Origin of the sequence: Sphingobacterium alkalisoli (assembly GCF_005049105.1) — a bacterium.
Lineage (GTDB): Bacteria > Bacteroidota > Bacteroidia > Sphingobacteriales > Sphingobacteriaceae > Sphingobacterium > Sphingobacterium alkalisoli.
Genome location: NZ_SUKA01000007.1, coordinates 235,700 through 252,787 on the forward strand (window position 1 = coordinate 235,700; position 17,088 = coordinate 252,787).

Genomic DNA, 17,088 nt, shown 5'->3' on the forward strand with positions numbered 1-17,088 from the left:
AGGGATATATACGCATAAAAAGATAGGATGCCTTTTTGGGGCATCCTATCTTTTTATTGGCAAACATTAACCGATCTTGCTTTACTATTCTCCAAAAAGCTCTTGGAGCTTTTTGTCTAGCCCCTCGCCACGCAGATCTTTTGCAATGATCTTTCCATTGGGATCGACCAAGAAGTTCATAGGTATTGCTTTGATTTCATAGAGTACACCTGCCTCATTATCCCAACCTTTTAAATCACCTACTTGTTTCCAAGTCAAGCCATCGTCTTGGATTGCTTTTAGCCATTTTGCTTTATCGGCTGCCTTATCCATAGATACACCTAAAATTTCAAACCTATCCTTCTGGTATCTTGCATACGCTTTGACTAAATTAGGATTCTCCCTGCGGCAAGGTGCGCACCACGATGCCCAGAAATCTACCAATACATATTTACCTCTGTAATCGGATAGCTTCACGGGATTTCCATCTATATCCGGTTGCACAAAATTAGGTGCTTCTACGCCCTCCTGTGTTTTTTTTACGGTCGCAATTCGTGCGGCGACCTCCTTGCCCAAAATAGAATTTTGCAATGCTGGATCCAATGTAGCAAATACCTTTTCTGCCGCTACTGCATCGAACTCAGGCGGTAGCGTCGAGTTAAAAGCCATCAATGCCATGTAGCTCTTTGGGTTTTTCGACACAAAGTCCATTTTCGCATCGATAGTTTGCTGCTGAATGATCGCAGCACGGTCCTCCAGCGTCTGGATGTATTTCGGATCTTGCTGATCCGCCAGCGATTTCGACTTGTATTCCGCATCTAACGCATCATACTGATCATAGATTGGTTTCAACATCGCGTTCACTCTTTCATTCTCCGCATTAAGAGGGGATCCGGATATTTTTGCATTTTTGATAGAATCTGTGGACACAAATTTAATTGTTGTGCCTTCGATTAAAAACGGCAATACATCCTGTTTAGCAGGTTTTGCTGGATCAAAAGGAAGATCATCATGAATAATGCGCAAATGAGCTTCCATCGGCGAAGGAATTGTGCCCTTAAATTCAAATTTACCATTTTTGATATATACCGAATCTATCTTTGGATTTCCGCCGCTGTTTAATCGCAAAAATGCCTTCGCAGGCTTATTCAGTTTACCTACTTGGCCTTGAATCGTATAGTTCTGCTGCGCAAACCCCAAGACCGGCAATGCACAAACTAGCATTAAAATGCGTTTCATATTTTTCATTACTTTATTTTTTGTGTTGTTTTCTCGTATTCTGTTCCTTTACTCAATAACTGTTTATAGCGCTTTTCATCGCGCAAAACAAGTAATGCTTCTTTAAAACTCTGATTTGCTTCGTTTCGTACCCGCGCCATGTAATCGCCACCAGTGTATAAAAGCGATCCGATCTGCGCTTTCAACTGCACATCAATGGAAGCATGTGCCGCTACATGATCTTCAGCAGGGATTTCGATCGACAGATTACGTGCATATGCCACCAATTGACCATGAACCTCAAACGGAACCTTGAAGCGGGTATTGAAGCTGTTAAAATCAGGATACGCCTTAAGTAGAGCCGCTCTGTTTTGCTGTACGAACTCGAAACCTCCTTTTGATACAATACCCTTGTTCATCAACTTGGACATCCAATCGCTATATACATTTGTATCAATAGGAACGAATTGGTCTGGCATAATTCCGCCACCACCATAGACAATCCTATTCGTATTTAAGGTCTTAAATTTTAAGGAATCCGAAAATTGAACATGCCCCTCTTCTACTAATTCCTTTGATTCCAATCGACGACTAAAATCCTGAAAATAATCTTCTTTTCCATTGTTATAGGGTTTCTGAATCGACCGACCTGACGGTGTGTAATAGCGGGCACCAGTCAACTGCATTTCAGAACCATCCGAAAGAGGAACAGGTCGCTGCATTAAACCTTTTCCAAAGCTGCGCCGCCCTATTACCACTGCTCTATCCCAGTCCTGTAAAGCTCCAGTCACAATTTCACTCGACGAGGCTGTCGACTCATCGATCAAAACCACCAATTCGCCTTCGTAAAACCTACCGAATCCACCCGTAAAGTAATAATCCTTGCCGCCTTCGTTAGGCACCGAATAGAACACTATTTTTTCTTTGGGTAAAAACTCGTCTACCACACCTATTGCTGATTCCACATATCCGCCGCCGTTACTTTGCAAGTCTAAGATCAACTTTGTCATGCCTTGTTCCTGAAGCATTTTGATGGCATCATCAATCTCAGGCCTTGTCGTACGATTGAAGATAGACAATCCAATATAGCCTATCTCGCTATCTACCATATAGCTCTCCCGCACCGATTTCTCCAAAATATTTTCGCGTACGATACTTATTGTCCGTGCTTGGCTCGCTCCTGGAGAAAGAATATCCAATACGACTTCGGTGTCTTTATCACCACGAAGCTTCAGCATAATTTCCTTATTTCCCCAACTTTCGCCTTCAATAGATTCACCATCTATACGTACAATTTGATCGCCAACTCGTATGCCTGCACGGATCGCAGGTCCATCCGGATTGACGCCAGTTACAAACGTATTCCCGTCATTTTTTAGGAACTGAATCCCCATTCCTGCAAAACTGCCGCTCATGGCCTCGCGCATGGCCTCAGCTTCCTCGCGGCTCGTGTAGCGCGAGTGAGGATCTAAATCAGCAATCATTGCCTTTATCGCCGCATCGACTAAATGTTCTTCATTTACTTGATCCACGTAATTCTCCTGAATAAGCCTCAGAGCCTCTTCAAATTTGTATTTGGGGTTCATTTGTGCCTGTAAAGAAAGACTCAAACCGATTAAGCCCACAAGCAGCCCCGTCCCTTTTCTGTTCATATGTTGTGCTAGATTAAGCTCTTTATTTTTCATTCTTTAAAATCTCGATAGCCAAAGACAATTCATCCATCAATTTGCTTGGACTTCCGGAGTAACCACCCGAACAATAACGTACTTTACCATCTTTAACAATAATTTTGCGCGGAATAGAAGAATCACCGAACAGCGGCACAAGTTGTTTAAAAACAAAATCCTGCTCATTTGTTCTTGGATTAACCGAGTCGTGTAATAAATTAAACTGATATCCCTCACCCCGTACAAAATTGACCGACTTGCTTTTATAGTCTCCTGTCTGCATTGTCCCCACCATATATACTGCCACCGCTTTATCATCTTTATATTTATCGACCAATAGCTGCATACCCGGGAAAGCCATAATACAAGGACGACACCACGTAGCCCAAAAGTCTACCACCACAATCTTTCCATTCCAATCTGCTGGCGTCACAAAAAGCCCATCAGCATTTTCTAGACGGAATGTCGGCATCGTGTAGTTGACCCAATGCTGATCGACATAAGCTCTCATTTCCGCTTTCTCCTCGTCAGATCGTAGATTAGAAACATACGCTTCATACCCCTCTTCATTTCCATTATGTTGTTTAAGATATATCGATTTCAGCTTATCAAACATCTTTGGTGTCATGGCATTCTCGCGTGCGCTCATCTCCAAGAGTGGAAGAATTTGCTTATCATCTTGCAGTCCTTCTAAAACCTGTAAGTTGATCTCATTCAACTCTGCATTGCTGTATTTACCAGCTTCAGAAAGTTCAAAAAAATACGTTCTTGCTGCTTTATACTTCTTCAGATCATTTAACAACGAAATATGCGTAAACAGCCTGTCATCCAGCTGATTTAACATATTGGAATCAGCTTTTGCCTTATTATTAAAATCATTGAGGTACGAACCATCGTTTTTTCTAGCCATAAGTTTAGGTAATATGGCTTCTGAAATTTGGTATAAGGTATCTTGTCCTATCGTTTTAAACATATAGGCACGCATGATGTTCCAGCGCATCAGTTCATTTCCCGTACGGAAATCGATGTCGTCGTATAGGGCTATAAATTTATCAAACTGCTTCGTGTCAAAATATCCAGATCCTATACCACGGTACACGGCATAATAAAGAAACCCTTGATTATTTGGATTTTCCTGCCATTCTTTTAACGGAAAGCGTTTCAAAAAATCTTCATAAGATGTGGTCGCTTGATGGATATCCGAGCTGCTCTCGATGGTATTATTATAGGCTACAAAGCGAGCTGAAGCTCCTTTGGGAAACTGCGTCATGATTCGTGACTCGATGCGCTGTGTCAATACATTATCCTTCAAACGAAATTTCGTATACTGATAAAGTTCGCCTAAAGCTTCTTCGCTTAGATTTTTATCCGCTAACGATTTATTAATAAATTGCGATGCATAAGCATTGAAGTCGCTTCCCAAAGCAAGTTGCTGTAGCCTTAATAAAGTCTCAAAGTACTTCAAATACTGCTCGCCGGATAAAGCTTGTTCTTTCACCGCTAACGCTTTGAGGTAGCCTGCGTCGAGCGGAGCTGGATCTACAGTATAGTATCCAAATGTACCACCTGCAGCGATTTCAGGAGCTTGAAAGGCCGCTTCGCCTAGATAAGCACCTGGTATGGGATTGCCTTGCATATCTGCTAATGCGACAGCATATCCTTTATTGTTGTTGTTATCGAAAACATCCGGCTGGTTGATGTCGCCTTGAAAAAACTTGACACCGATTAAGGCCGTGCTAGGCATGACTGCAACTTGTACAGTCCACAGCCCTTCCTCATTCTTCACCATTTTCAGGCTTTCGCGCTTCCAACGAAAATTATCATAGATAAAGAGTGCAGCTTGTACTTCATCACTAAACTCCAAATCTTTATTCCGCGCATCATATACGATTTGAAGGGCCTCTCCACCTTTAGGCTGTCTCTGTTTAAAAACACTGCTATCGTATCGAGGCTGAGCATACAATGTCGCCTGGGCCATTAACAACAGTAAAAGAATCATCTGCTTTTTCATCAAAATATATTTTTTCTTTTTAACGATCATCATGCTCTCATGCATTTATACTACAAAGGTTTATGTGGTATACGCATGAGAGATTTGTATTTGTTATCTCGGATTTTGACCAATCTCGGGGTTAAAATCCAATACCTTTTGTTCAATAGGAAAAACCAAGCGTGGACTAGTTGCCTCCAAGGATACCGTCTGACCATTATACTCCCTTACTACTGTTTTGAAGTATGATCCGTCAAGTGTAAATCGCCTCATATCGTACCAGCGCAAATCTGTTCCTACAAACTCTCTTCTTCGTTCGTTTATAACTGATTGCAACAAATCGGTCTGTACATCTGAAACGGTCAAAGCTATGTAATCACTGGCTTTAAAACGTTTTTGACGTACTGCATTTAACATTTCAACCACTTTAGTAGCATCGTTATTCCGTGCATACACCTCTGCTCTATTTAAATAGATTTCTGGCGTAGACAGTCCAACTACAGCATAAAAAGAACCTGATTTTGTTGGCTTCATGTATTTAAAACCACCAAGGGAAGCGTTATTTTCCAAAAAGTACGTTAAACGTAAATCTTTATCGTCATAAATCCCGATCAATTCAGGATTAATCGGCCCCGTGATACTTCCAGCAGTTAATTTTGACAAAAGTATCTCTGGGTCTTTAAGTGGTTGCGGATATATTTCCGAGACGTAATCTTCCAAATTTAATAACTGGGGATTTAAAGCAAGTGCCATATCAGCATATTTTCCAGCTTCTTCAAAATTTCGCATGGTAAGGTTTACTCTGGAAAGAAGTAAATATACTGCAATCTTCGAAGGATGGTGATTCAAAGTCGAACTACTGGGCAATGCGTCTAACGACGTTAATAAGTCATCCAGAATTTGATCGTATATTCTTTGTAGGGATACACGATTTAAATTTTGGAATAAATCGGGCGTAAGCAAAAGTGGTAAACCTTCTTGCGAAGAGGCACTGCTTGGATTATAAATTGCAGCATATTGATTTGCCAATGAAAAATAAGCAAATGCGCGATGCACTTTAGCCTCTGCGGCTATTACTTGTTTCTGACTTGTCGATCCATCCTCGCTATCCATAACACCTGACAAAATTTCATTCGCTATATATATGTGTTTGTACAGATTAACCCATCCTATATCTTGTTGATCGTCTCCGAAAAAAGATTCGCTCCAGAGAAATGCATTTAGATACTGTTGATTCCATTGGTTTACTGCGGAAACCGATGGTTTCCCATCTAGATCGTCACTCGACAAGATTGGAAGAATGCTGGTCGTTTCAAAATTACCCTTATTATTGACAAGATATTGATAGTCATTTGTCTTTTTCAGTGTCCGTGTGCCATAGGTATCTATTTCTACATATTCTCGGCAACTCACTACAGACATTAAAATAATGACTGCTACACTATATATTGTTATTCTTTTAATTTTCATCTTCTTATTTTGATTAGTTGATTAAAAGGAAGCATTTAAGCTAAAAAAGAATGAAGGGGCAGGTGGTAAACTGGAATAACTATCCGTAACTCGGTAGCTTGGATCTACACCCTCTTTATTCTTTCGCCATATAATACCAAGATTACGCACCGCGCCGTTCAGACCAATGCTCTTAAATGGTGTTTTTGATATAAGATTTTGCGGAATACGATATCCAAAATCAATCTGCTGCAAACGAATATGACTACCGCTAATCACCAACTTGTCCGAATTAGAATAACGCGTCACACTGTTAAACTGCCACCCATCGTTTACGATAGCCGGAATATCCGTATTTGCTTCGTCACCTGCATTCTGCCAGCGATCGGCCAAATCAGATTGCAGACCAATAGCTCCAGAATAATAATTCCATTGAGGATAATTCTGTACAGAAAGTCTGCGCAAAACATGTCCTATTTCATATGTCACTCTTATTCCTAGAGAAAAATCCTTATAGCCAAACGTATTGAAGAGTCCACCCACGTAAGGAGGAGTGGTCCGCCCCATTTCTTGCAAATCCTCCACCGTCAGCTCATTAATACCTTGATTAGCGGTCACTATTGAACCATCAGCTTTATATATCTGAGATCTACCTTCACCATCTAAACCAGCCCAATTATATGCATAGATATAATCAGTAGGAAGGTCTACTATCGGCACACTTCCTGAAAGTAACTGAGATACATTTGTTGGCTTTTCGAACCGCGAATCTGTCACCTCGTTTACATTGTAACCAAAATTAAACATGGTATTCCATCTAAACGAGGTGGATCGGAACCAATTGGCTCGTAGTCCAAAATCGACACCTTGACCTTCCATTGTTGCACTATTAAATCGCACACTTGTCCAACCATAGGTTGGATTAAAAGGAAGGCTGTACAAAATGTCTGATGTACGTTTCGTATAATAGTCTACATTGAATTGCAAACTATTATTCCAAAATCCATAATCCAAACCAATATTAAAAGTCTTAACCTTTTCCCAACTTATTTGATTGTTTGCCGGAAAGCTAATAGTAGCTACCCCCTCGCCGGTTGTATTATCTGAACTCGTTGTGATTACTACAACGCTTCCAATACCAGTAGGAAGCGTACCGTTTACGCCATATGTCATCCGCAACCCCAAAGCATCCGCCCATGCAGCATCTTTCAAAAAATCCTCCTTTTTTGCATCCCATTTACCACCGATAGACCAAAGCGGTTTTGCACGTTGCTCACGTGATGCACCTACAACAGTAAAATCGTCAAAACGGAGACTTCCAGATATCACATACTTATTATTAAAAGCTGATAATGAGGAATTTGAATAATATGATAATGCTCTAATTTTGTTCTTAGCAATAGTACCATTTGATGAAAATGTTGTTCCCCACCCATCTACCGTATCGTAACGACCATTTGGTGTAAAAACAGAATGCACGTAAGTTAATGGATCAAATCCGATAAAATTACCGGATGAGGAACGGTAGTCATTCTGTTTAATCTCGGCACCACCAATAAAAGCTAGGGCATATATATCGCGCTGACCAAATGTTTTATTAATACTCAATTGGGTGCGTACAAGATATTGCGAACCATTATAATTACGCGTTCCCAAATTTCCGCCCATAGGATAATTATAGACTAAATTCCCGGCGCTGTTAACCGTAGTTCCATAGTTTATATTATTACGCATGGAATAGCTGTTCACATAGTCAATATTTTCTGTATTCTCCAATTTTCGTTGCAACTGGCCCATTACAGAAAAATTGGCCCAGCTCGTCAATTTCGTATTTATATCCAAATGCATGCGAATATTATGCGACTGATCATTGTAGTTTGACGTTTCCAGTTCCTCCATGGGGCTATACGCCCAATCAAGATAACCTAAACTTTCGAACTCCTCCATCACTTCTGGTCTATAGCGCAAGTACTTCCTGATATTATCTCCATTCTCATCCTTTAATAAATCATAAGGTAACAAACCTCCCATTTGCGGGTTGGAAGACATCGCATTAATTGCCGCAGTATTCGTCAATGAATTACCATAATTATAATTCACGCCTGTTTCAACCTTCACTCGATCATTAAACAACATGTTAGTCAAATTAGATGTCAGCGTCAAGGTTTCACCCATATTGGCACGGAACACAGGCACATCCTTACTATAATTACCAGACAGAAAAAACGTACTCTTATTGGAACCCCCGGAGAAGGACATATTATACTGTTGTGATGTAGCATTTTGCAGAAGATAATCTCGAATTTGACTTCTATTATCTATTCCTGCCAATTTTCCCAATGCTGCATCCCGTTCCATCTCCGTAGCTGTACCTCTCTTGACCTTAAACATCCATTCTAACGACTCCGTTAAAGGAGAATTTGTATTAAAATCCCCCCAATAGGTAACGTTATCATTTAACATCTCTTTATTAAACAGTTCTCTCTCCAATTCAATATACTCTGCAGTTGACATACGATCCAGCTTATTGAGATTTGCAGGAGACGACACACTAAAGGTAGAGCTAAAATTAACAGCGGTCGGCGCATTTCTGCCCTTCTTTGTTTCAATTACAATAACCCCATTCGCTGCCTTTGCACCCCAAATTGAAGAGGCAGCAGCATCTTTTAGTACTGTGATACTCTCAATATCATCTGGATTAAGCTGGGATAATATTGCTCCGCCACCACCTTGTAAACTGCTTCTTTCGGTAAAACCAAACCGGTTGTCTTCTACTTCCGCCATTGGAAAACCGTCAATTACAATTAGTGGATCCTTACTGACACCAAGACCGAAACTATTAACACCTCGGATCCGTATAGAGTTAGTTTTAATATCGACGTGCATCCCTGGTACTAACCCTTGAATGCGTTCCATAATATTAATAGTAGGTGTTTCTTTTATTTGCTTTGATGAAATTGTAACAAAAGAACCAGGGGCACGTTCTTTAGGAATTTGAGTATACCCCATAGAGACAACCTCAACATCTTCGATTAAATTCTCCGCCTTCCCCATCGATACATCAATCTGCGTATTGGTACCAATTACACGACGCTGTGGTTGCATGCCGACAAAAGAAAAAGTAAGCGCTTCTGCAGGCTGCGTTAACCGCAAGGTATAACGGCCATCACTACTTGTCGACACCCCATTGCGTGCGCCAACCCCATCCGGCATAACCGAGACCCCCACCAATGGATTTCCATCACTGTCCTTTACATGGCCGGTGATTACTTTCCAATAACGGTCGTCGCCATCGTTGTCCTTACTGCCACGGCTATCGCGGATAATAGTGTAATAATTATTCTGCACGTACAGAAATAAGAAACTACTTGGGTACAACAGTTCCTTTAAAACCGACTCGACCGGCGTATTTTTATTTTTAGGCACCAGGTCGGCGTTGACCTGCGCGTCGCGCAGAAGTCCCTCTTCGTAGGAAAACTTCGTTCCATAGATTCGGGTTACGTCATTCAACGCTTGTTCAAGGCTTACCTTCCTTTGGGCATATCCACCGCTGTAGACCAACAGGAAGATAAAAAGCATCAGTAATTTTGATTTCATAAATGTTAATTAATTGTATTTGTTATTTTGAATTGATGGTTATTTCCTTATCCTTAACCTGGATATTGACATCCATGGTATGCTTGATCACGAAAAGAATATCTTTCACCTTGCTCACCGGAATTGTCCCCGTTAACCGTTTTTCCAACAGATTTGAATCCGTTAATATCACTTTATAGCCGTAATTATCTTCTAGCACTTCGACAATATTGGATAGGTTAGCATGTTCGATATCCAATTCCCCTCTAGTCCATGAAGACACTTTCGCTACATCCTTTTTCAGTAATTGTTCCGTTTTCGCATGCTGATCATATACAAATGTCTCTCCTGGTACCAATAATTTCTCTATCCCGTTGCCACCAGTGATCTGCAAACTTCCCTCAAAAAGTGTCACCTCGATACGTCCGCGACGCTCTTTTACATTAAATTTAGTACCAAGAACCGTTAAGGCTAGATCTGCAACATGCACAACAAAACGATCATTTTCCCGAAGCCTATTTAATATAGCAGTATGTTTTACCTCGAACATCGCTTCACCGGTTAACCAGACTTCACGAGGTTTATCCGATTTCCAATCGCGCACATACGAAATCTTAGAATTGCTGTTCAAATCGATCATGGATTCATCCGGTAAAACCACTTCACGCCTTTCGCCGAAGGTTGTTTTGGCACTTTTTGGACCCAAATGACTAATCTCGTAGATCAGCATAACTGCGAGGAATACCGCTGCTATCCTTGCAGACCAACGGGTTATTGTTTGCACGCGGTATAATCTAGTCTGTCTACGCGCGTAGATTGGCAGCTTGTCTTGTATGTTCTGCCAAATCACTTCGGCACTTGCGCTTTGCTCCCGAATCGGCTGCTTACGAATGAGCAGAATCCATTTTTTTGCTGTTTCCATTTCGAGACGAAGCTCTGGATACGTATCTCCCAACGCATGCCAAAACAATAGATCATCTTCTTTCGAAGAAAATGCGCTCGACGAGAAAACCTCATCTTGAAAAAAATCGACTGCCTTAAAATTTTTATACATCAAAAACGTGGATTCCATACACTGATTTATTAGATTATACTTGAAATGAAAAAATTACCCCAGTTTTATTTATTTTTTTTATTTTATTTTTGGAAGGAGCAAGAAAAAGCCAAAAACATGAACTAGAAAACAACTAATTAGCGAAAAAAAACATAAAAATAAGTGATGTTAGGTGAATTTCGACAATTACCTAAAGAAGTTAACCTACGAAGAGCGCAAATAACCGACAATTGAAAGAAGAGCAAGTAGATTTATCTTACCGATATGTTTACGCAAGCTGTCCATGGCACGATAAAACAGTTTGTAGGTATCTTTTATGGAAAGTCCCATCACATCTGCTATTTCCTCGTAAGTCATTTCCTCAAAATAGCGAAGGTGAATTATTTCCCGTTGCCTTGGCGACATTTTATCCAAAGCCTGGCTAAGTTGCTGCCGAATTTCAGCAAGACGCTCTTTGCGCATCAAATCTACATCCGACGGCAACTCAATATCAAAGGGTAATTTTTCAGATGAAATGGTCTGCAAGCTCAAGAATCGACTGGCACGCTCCAATTTGCGCGATAAGATACGACGAAAGGATTTAAAAAGGTAGTTTTTGACCGAAGCCGTATCGCCAAGATTTTCCCGATTGTACCATAGCTTTACAAAAAGCTCCTGTACACAATCATCAATTAAATTTTCATCCTGAGTAAATTTATAGCCATAATTGAACAACAACGATTGATACCGCTCAAAAATACTCTTGAACGATGCCTCATCGCCCATGCGAAACATCTCCCACCACTGTGATTCATCTTTCATTTCGAAACTCCAGGATATTCCAATAATCTGCTCGTATCAGATGATACTCCACCAAGCCAAAATGTTGCTACTTGTATACGGTTTTTCAAACATAAATAAAATGCTTTGCATTTACGAAAAATTTGCGTTGAAATGCAATTTCATTCGGATTAGCCTATGCTTCAAACACAACATCCTTAAAATAGTAAATGCTGATATCACTCTCGCGATACCAGCATTTACGTAGAAATAAACCACTATCAATCTTTAAGCAGCCACATCACTTTATTGATCTCGTCATATCCATCAAACTGCCTATCAAGGGCATTACGGAGATTTGCACTGTTGTAATTAAGCTCAGAAGAAGGATAAAGGTAACGCAACGGAAGACTCCCCGGACTATTCACGTTCAGGTTAGTGCTGGGATCAATCGGAAATTCAGGATACCCATTTCTACGGTACTCAAAATAAGCCGTCTCGCCATCTATCAAAAAGTTTAACAAGTACCGCTGTAACCAAATCTGCTTCAATTGCTCGCTCGATTGGTTCTTAAAGGCCGCTGTACCCTCAAAATAACCTTCTATATCTGCCGTTGTAATAGCATGACCGTGCGCATAAGCCGCATCCGTAGCCATCATACTTATTAGTGCAGCTTTTACCCCATTTTTGTAGTATGCTTCCGCACTTCCACTTGTTATCCACCCCCTTACCCGTGCTTCCGCCAAGATAAGCTCTTGCTCTGCGTAGGTAAGTAACCTACGAGGCTCGCTATTCTGTTTAGTTTGGTAACGTAAGTTTATCTTCGAATAACTTCCTTTCGAAAACTCGGTATTCATCGCTGCATAGTCAATGGCTGCATTCACACCCACATAGGCTTCGCTATCTCCCGGTAAACGACCCGCCTGAATCTGTGCATTCGCCGGCTCCGCAAAGTAAAACAACCTTTTATCATTTAGTTGCTTAAGGTGATCAACGACCAAACTGCTTAAGATGGTTCGCCCTGTGAACATATCATTAGTACTGTACAGCGGATGTAGATTTACTGTATTATACTCCAACCCCAGAAAGTCATTGGCAGATTCCAGCAAGACATTGTCACTCACAAGCTGCGCAAAGCGCTGTTGTATGCGCAGATCGGCATCGTTAGATTTGGCACTTAACGTCATCAGTACCTTCAATGTAAAAGCATGTGTAGCACGCTGCCACTTTTTTGGATCACCTTTAAAAATTGTTGGATCCCCCTCAAAAGCCGGGCTCTGTGCGAAGAAAGCACTTGCTTGTTCCAGTTCATTTAAGATTCCAATAAAGACATCCTTTTGGGCATCATACACCGGTTTAAAATTACCTATCTCCCCTTGGTTAGCGGCGCTGAATGGGATATCCCCCATACGCATGGTCAAGAGGTAGAACGTATAGGCCCTTGCGAAATGAGCAACACCTTTGTACCCATTTTCAGCCGGATCACCTACTGCAAAGCCCAACATCTTATCGATATCCGGTAAGATAGTCATCGGCCCGAAGCTACCGTTATAAATAATATTATACTGTGTCGCCAACTGCCCTTCGTTCGCATATCCCACATACTTAGGCAAAGCGTTTTCTGAGATATAAGATTTAGCATCACCACCATTATATTTGGTCACGCTCAAAATAATATTAGTACACAACATCGAAGCACTCACGCTTGTCGGTGTATTTGGATTGGTGTTGATTGCGTCAAATTTGCTACATCCCACCAACAAGAAGATGCTGGCAAATGCTGCTATAATTTTTTTCATCTGTATATAATTTACTTGTTAAATATGATGAAGCTCTCAGATTTATCCATTCCCCTGTGGGGTTTGAACAAATCCAAGATGGTTTCATCTGTTTCTTTTAAATGGCTCCTCTATTTAATTCAGTTGATATCATGCTGTTTTTAGAAGTCGACTTTAATGTTGAATCCAATGTAGCGTTGCGACGGATCACTGAAATTATCCATTCCACCATCCGGATCCGAATACTTGAAATCCTTTGCCCATAAAAATAAGTTTTGACCGATAGCCGACACGGAAGCCCCCCTTGCACCGACAAACTTACTCATCGACTGTGGAATACGGTAAGTCACCGAAACTTCACGCAGCTTTAAAAATGTGGTGCTATAGGTATCCATAGGCGATGGCGCACCACCCCAGGCTGTACCTTTATGGATTCGCTTCACATAGTTTTCGTACGTTACCGGCACATCATTAGGTGCATATTGTCGGGTATCCGATGTAATATTGCCATAAACATCATAAGCAACGTTACCTGAGATCACTTTTACCCCATCACCCACATAGTTAGCCGTTCCGGTTGTTACATCCAGATACCGCGTATCATTCACAGAATTAGGGTGATTACCAGACTGCCACATATACATCTCCGTGGTTGTCTGCGCCAGTCCGCCAATACGACCATCCACTGATAGCGCCAGCGAAAAGTCCTTATACCGAACCGAAGATGCTAATCCCCATATTTGCCCCGGGTCCGAATACCCAAATACCGATTGGTAGGGTGAGTACACCGGAAGACCGCTCTCATAAATAACATTTCCGCCGGCATCTTTCAAAAAGTCGTTAAGTACATAGGCGTCCACGCGTTTTCCTACCTGTACCCAAGGACGGTCTACCGAAAACTCCTCATCCAGTTGCGTATAATAGCGCGCATATTGTGACCAGTTGGCCGTGATGTCCCATTGCCAATCTGTTGTCTTGATGGCGGTCACATTTGCTGTCAGTTCCACACCACGGCGTGTAATTTCTTCGTTGGTATTGATATAGTTTCCATTAAACCCAGAAGCGTTGCTTACATTGGTTGCACGTAAAAAATCAAACATACGTTTTGAGTAATATGTAAAATCAAGCGAAAGGATATTTTTAAACAAACGTGCAGCGGTACCTACCTCCCATGTTTCGGAAGACTCTGGCCGCACCATCGTGCCTCGTATTGTTTCTGGAAATGAAGCTGAATTAAGACTACCCCAAGCATTTGTCGTTATATTATAAGCCGAATTGATATCATAGATATTTGCTGGCGTCTTCGAGGAAGTCCATGACCCGCGAAATTTCCAAAACGACATCCAATCTGATTTCGGAATCACTTCCGACGCTAGAAAACTACCCGATAACGACGGATACAAGTAGGATCTTGTTGAAGAAGGTAAGGTCGAGCTCCAGTCATTCCGTAAAGTCCCCTCTACAAAGGCCATGTTACGCCAAGAAGCAGACAATTTTCCAAATACACTATTCACCTGCCGTTTATATGCCTGTGTATTCACCAATGCATTGGTTACAGAAGCCTTCAAAGAGTAGAATCCCGGAACCGACAAACCACCCTGCGTGCGTGCTTCGATTCCTTCATCCTCCGTATAGTAGATTGTACCTCCTACAAGACCATCCAATTCGAAATCACCAAAGCGCTTGTTGGCATTCAACATAACGTCCGAATTCAAGCTGTATCCATTTCCTATTCCTTCATTATACGAACCTTTCAGTGATTCGCCCCAAATCTCTGTACCGTTTACAATTACTTTCGCTACCCCGGCCCCGGTCAATGACCCCCTTGATATGCGGATTACCTGTTTATTATTATAAGTATCAAAACCCGTTCTTAGCATGGCATTCAACCATGGCGTCACTTGGTAACTAGCCGATACGAATCCATTAAAAACATTGCGGTCGATGGCGTGTACACGTTCAAATCGATCAAAGTACGGATTGTTGTTCGTACCGGTATAGCTATTATTCTGCGACTCATTCGGAACCAGCCAATAATCTTTGTAGTTCCTTACGTCAAAATCTGGCGCAGACCATACCAACAAGCTATACATGGGATCGTAGCCCGTATAACCACTAAAACCCTTATTCGGTGACGATTGTCTGTTGATCGATACCGAAGAAGACAACTTAAACCTATCCAAATTAATATCTCCCGCCAATGTATAGGTGTATTTGTCAAACCTCGAATTCGGATACTGTCCTTTGTTATTCATCCAGTTTACAGAAGAGCGCACATTTCCCAATTCGCCTTGTTGCGTAACACTAACATGATTATTTGTAATATATCCCTGCTCAAGAAAATTCTTAAAATTATCTTTTCCTATCGGCAAGTAAGGCATGGCTTTATACTCCTTACCGATTGGATCCCACTGCACGACTTCCTGACCCTCCATAGGTACGCCCCAAGAGCCCGTACCTGTATATCTGTTGGTTGCAGCATCAATTTGTCTACCGTAGACCGACTGCATTTCCGGAATGGCCAGGTAGCCAGAAGTGAACATGGTACTGCTGTTCAGTTCCACACGAAGCCCTTTTGCCGCACTACCTTTTTTAGTCGTCACTACAATTGCACCGCTCGCACCACGGTAACCATACAAAGCAGAAGCAGTAGGCCCCTTAAGCACATCTATGGTTTCGATATCATCAGCGGGAATATCACGTAGGGTCATATTTCCGTAAGGTACACCGTCAATCACCAACAAAGGACTTTCTCCGCGTAACTGTATAGCTGGCTCCTCAGTAAATTCCGTACTGTTTCGTATCATCAAGCCCGACACTTTGCCCGTTAAGGACGTAGCAACATCCACCCCTTTAACCGTTTGCAGCGTCGCCCCTTCCACTTTTTGAACTGCATAGCCAAGCGCCTTTTCTTCCCGTTTAATACCCAAAGCCGTTACCACCATCTCTTCCAATAGTTGTGCTTTTTCGTCTAGTATCACATCGAGGATCTGCCCTCTGCCTATTGCTTTTTCTATGGGTTCAAATCCAAGGTAGGAAAACACCAACACCTGGCCTTCCTCCACATCGATACTATATTGTCCCGAACCGTTGGTTTCTACGGAACCCGATTTACCCTTCACTGCGACCGTTACATTTGGAAGCGGATTGCTATTTCGGTCCGTTACCTTACCGCTTAGCCTTCGTTGCTGTTGCGGCGGGCGTGCAGTTTTATCCGTACGCAGTGTAATCACCTGCCCATCTATTTTATAGACTACTGTGTAGTGATCCTCTATTTCCTTAAGTAATTTCTTTACAGATTTTGTACCCGCTGGAATTGGCTTAGAAGCCTTAAGTGCCAACACGTCTGCATTGTATAGGAGCGAAAAATCAGTCTGATTTTCTAAAATCAAGATAAGCTCCTGAAGCAGATAATTGTTTTTTGACAGTGTTACCTGTGTATTTTCGATATTTTGCCCACCAAACGCGCTAGCGAAGTTCAGTTGTGCAGCATATATCATAAAAAAGAATACGAAAATTTTCCTTTTACCGGCAAGCTTTTGTATTGCAAGATGCATAAAATTGTTAATTTTGTTTTGAATTGATAATTATTATTAGTTTGAACCCGATAATTGGTGG

At 41.5% G+C, this 17,088-nt stretch carries 9 protein-coding genes; all 9 read right to left on the minus strand.

Translation table 11 applies throughout. The features are described from left to right. Nucleotides 1-84: 84 nt before the first annotated feature. The 9 genes from FAZ19_RS20035 to FAZ19_RS20075 all read right to left on the minus strand — a co-directional run bounded on the left by FAZ19_RS20035 (nt 85) and on the right by FAZ19_RS20075 (nt 17,027). The gene (locus tag FAZ19_RS20035) at nt 85-1,218 is read right to left on the minus strand and encodes a TlpA disulfide reductase family protein (protein ID WP_188876175.1); all 1,134 of its coding nucleotides are present in this window, start codon (nt 1,216-1,218) and stop codon (nt 85-87) included. An 8-nt stretch (nt 1,219-1,226) separates the two neighbouring features. Continuing rightward, nucleotides 1,227-2,882 (minus strand): S41 family peptidase, encoded by a 1,656-nt coding sequence (locus FAZ19_RS20040; RefSeq protein ID WP_136822546.1) that lies wholly within the window; start codon nt 2,880-2,882, stop codon nt 1,227-1,229. Next, on the minus strand, nt 2,872-4,908 hold the full coding sequence (locus FAZ19_RS20045; RefSeq protein ID WP_169305720.1) for a TlpA family protein disulfide reductase: 2,037 nt from the start codon (nt 4,906-4,908) through the stop codon (nt 2,872-2,874). The genes FAZ19_RS20040 and FAZ19_RS20045 overlap by 11 nt, the downstream gene beginning before the upstream one ends. Nucleotides 4,909-4,968: 60 nt before the next feature. Continuing rightward, the gene (locus FAZ19_RS20050) at nt 4,969-6,324 is read right to left on the minus strand and encodes a RagB/SusD family nutrient uptake outer membrane protein (RefSeq protein ID WP_136822548.1); all 1,356 of its coding nucleotides are present in this window, start codon (nt 6,322-6,324) and stop codon (nt 4,969-4,971) included. Nucleotides 6,325-6,345: 21 nt separating this feature from the next. Continuing rightward, on the minus strand, nt 6,346-9,900 hold the full coding sequence (locus FAZ19_RS20055) for a SusC/RagA family TonB-linked outer membrane protein (protein ID WP_136822549.1): 3,555 nt from the start codon (nt 9,898-9,900) through the stop codon (nt 6,346-6,348). A 22-nt stretch (nt 9,901-9,922) separates the two neighbouring features. After that, complete coding sequence (locus tag FAZ19_RS20060) at nt 9,923-10,951, minus strand: FecR family protein (RefSeq protein WP_136822550.1); 1,029 nt, start codon at nt 10,949-10,951, stop codon at nt 9,923-9,925. 186 nt (nt 10,952-11,137) lie between these two features. Next, the gene (locus FAZ19_RS20065; RefSeq protein ID WP_136822551.1) at nt 11,138-11,734 is read right to left on the minus strand and encodes an RNA polymerase sigma factor; all 597 of its coding nucleotides are present in this window, start codon (nt 11,732-11,734) and stop codon (nt 11,138-11,140) included. A gap of 239 nt (nt 11,735-11,973) precedes the next feature. Beyond that, a complete protein-coding gene (locus FAZ19_RS20070; protein WP_136822552.1) occupies nt 11,974-13,491 on the minus strand; it encodes a SusD/RagB family nutrient-binding outer membrane lipoprotein in 1,518 nt (505 codons plus the stop codon). A gap of 140 nt (nt 13,492-13,631) precedes the next feature. Next, on the minus strand, nt 13,632-17,027 hold the full coding sequence (locus FAZ19_RS20075) for a SusC/RagA family TonB-linked outer membrane protein (protein WP_211245542.1): 3,396 nt from the start codon (nt 17,025-17,027) through the stop codon (nt 13,632-13,634). Between the last annotated feature and the right edge of the window lie 61 nt (nt 17,028-17,088).

What these genes read in the sequence shown, in the direction of transcription:
- FAZ19_RS20035 (WP_188876175.1), bottom strand. Translation starts at nt 1,218, where the DNA reads ATGAAACGCATTTTAATGCTAGTTTGTGCATTGCCGGTCTTGGGGTTT.
- FAZ19_RS20040 (WP_136822546.1), bottom strand. Translation starts at nt 2,882, where the DNA reads ATGAAAAATAAAGAGCTTAATCTAGCACAACATATGAACAGAAAAGGG.
- FAZ19_RS20045 (WP_169305720.1), bottom strand. Translation starts at nt 4,908, where the DNA reads ATGATGATCGTTAAAAAGAAAAAATATATTTTGATGAAAAAGCAGATG.
- FAZ19_RS20050 (WP_136822548.1), bottom strand. Translation starts at nt 6,324, where the DNA reads ATGAAAATTAAAAGAATAACAATATATAGTGTAGCAGTCATTATTTTA.
- FAZ19_RS20055 (WP_136822549.1), bottom strand. Translation starts at nt 9,900, where the DNA reads ATGAAATCAAAATTACTGATGCTTTTTATCTTCCTGTTGGTCTACAGC.
- FAZ19_RS20060 (WP_136822550.1), bottom strand. Translation starts at nt 10,951, where the DNA reads ATGGAATCCACGTTTTTGATGTATAAAAATTTTAAGGCAGTCGATTTT.
- FAZ19_RS20065 (WP_136822551.1), bottom strand. Translation starts at nt 11,734, where the DNA reads ATGAAAGATGAATCACAGTGGTGGGAGATGTTTCGCATGGGCGATGAG.
- FAZ19_RS20070 (WP_136822552.1), bottom strand. Translation starts at nt 13,491, where the DNA reads ATGAAAAAAATTATAGCAGCATTTGCCAGCATCTTCTTGTTGGTGGGA.
- FAZ19_RS20075 (WP_211245542.1), bottom strand. Translation starts at nt 17,027, where the DNA reads ATGCATCTTGCAATACAAAAGCTTGCCGGTAAAAGGAAAATTTTCGTA.